Genomic DNA, 1,661 nt, shown 5'->3' on the forward strand with positions numbered 1-1,661 from the left:
AAATACACCTGAGCGGTAACGGTAACCGGCTTCGTACTGTTCTGTTTTGATACCGGTTAAAGGAGAACTTCCAACATTGATCGAGTTGCCTAAATTATAGTTGGTGCCTACCAAGGTATAAGTGCCCTGTCCGTAATATTTTGCCGGATCTGCCAAGTTAAACCCTTGCGAGAAATTAAGCCATGCTTGTTGAGCTGCATTGATTTTAAATACCAAACCACCGTTTAATAAATTCACATCGTAATGGTTTTCACCACCAGCAATGGCCGTAGCTGTTCTGCCTACACCATAAGCCAAAGGTACAGAAGCAGCGGTGCCTACAAAATCGCCAACTTTAACAAACATACGTTGCTGACGCACACCTCCCGACAGGCTTAAGAAGTCGGTTACTTTAACCTGCGCCTGCAAAAAGCCTGATAAACCATTTACCCTGAAATTAGGATAACGGGCAATAGTGGCTATTGTGCTATTGTTTAAACCACCAGACGCAAAGGCCTTTGTTCTATCAAACAGGGCTTGCCGTGCGTTAAAATTTTCGTTATCGGCATCAATACCATAAGTAAGATTCAATCTGTTCCAGTCTTTGTTCAATACCAGTTTTAAAGCGCTGTAGTTTGTATTTTGGATGGATGAACCACTGTAAAGTCGCTGCGGTATTGCCGCTTGCCCTGGGAATGGGTGAAAGCTAAATTGTTCGTTTCTTGCCGCTGCCTGTACATAAAGTGTTTGCCCGCCCAAGATATTGCTAGCCTGATAATTGGCATTTATATTGGCTCTGCTGGTTTTCGGATCAACATCGGATGAGTAGCCATTTCTCATTTCTAAAAGCGCTGGATTTGATAACAATCCACCGTAATTTGCGCCCAAGAAAAGGTCTTTATCGCCACGGTAACCCGAATTGTAATATTGACCATTCACCGATAGTTTTTGATACTCGGTCAATTTAAATTCGGTACTTCCGAAAAAATCGAACGATTGGTTATACTGTAAATCGGTTTGAGTAATATCGGTAAAAATCTGTTTTCCATCGGCACCATAAGCTGCATTGTTTTTTTGGAAAGCCATACCAATGCGTCCGTTCCAATCTTTGCTCCCGCCAGAAATAGCCTGTGCTACGCGTACATCATGATCACTTTTTTCTTTTAAACCGCTGCGTACACCAACTTGTGTAGTGAAACTTGGCTGACTGTCCTGTCCTTTTTTAGTAATAATGTTGATAATACCCCCTGTTGCTCCACCACCATAAACTGCACTTGCTCCAGATAAAACCTCAATTCTTTCAATGTTGAAAGGATCTATCGATTCGAACTGACGGCTTACACCACGGGTACTGTTTAATGATACACCATCAATCATCACCAATGCATCTCTGCCTCGCTGGTTCTGTCCGTAATTGGTACGTCCTTCCGGCCCAGCATCTAAACTCGGAATTAATTGTGCTAAGGTTTGCTTAAGTGGAATCCCTGCCCTGGCTTGTTCCTGAATTTTTGCGCCATCTACTACCCAAACGGTACCGGGTATCTCGCTGATTTTGGTCGGCTTACGTGATGAAACCACCACAACCTCCTGCATATTCGACGTTGGGCTTAAATAAAGGGTTAAATTAACGGTCTGATCTTTAGCCAAGCTCACTTTTTGCAGTATGGTAGTATACCCTACAT

The 1,661-nt window shown here is 43.0% G+C and carries 1 protein-coding gene; it reads right to left on the reverse strand.

All coding sequences use genetic code 11. From position 1 onward, the window contains the following. Nucleotides 1-1,661, reverse strand: a 1,661-nt coding sequence (locus tag AC1DPQ_RS26950) for a TonB-dependent receptor (protein ID WP_477611455.1), incomplete at both ends; no start/stop codon positions are given.

This window comes from Pedobacter sp. 01T416_2 (genome assembly GCF_056398925.1).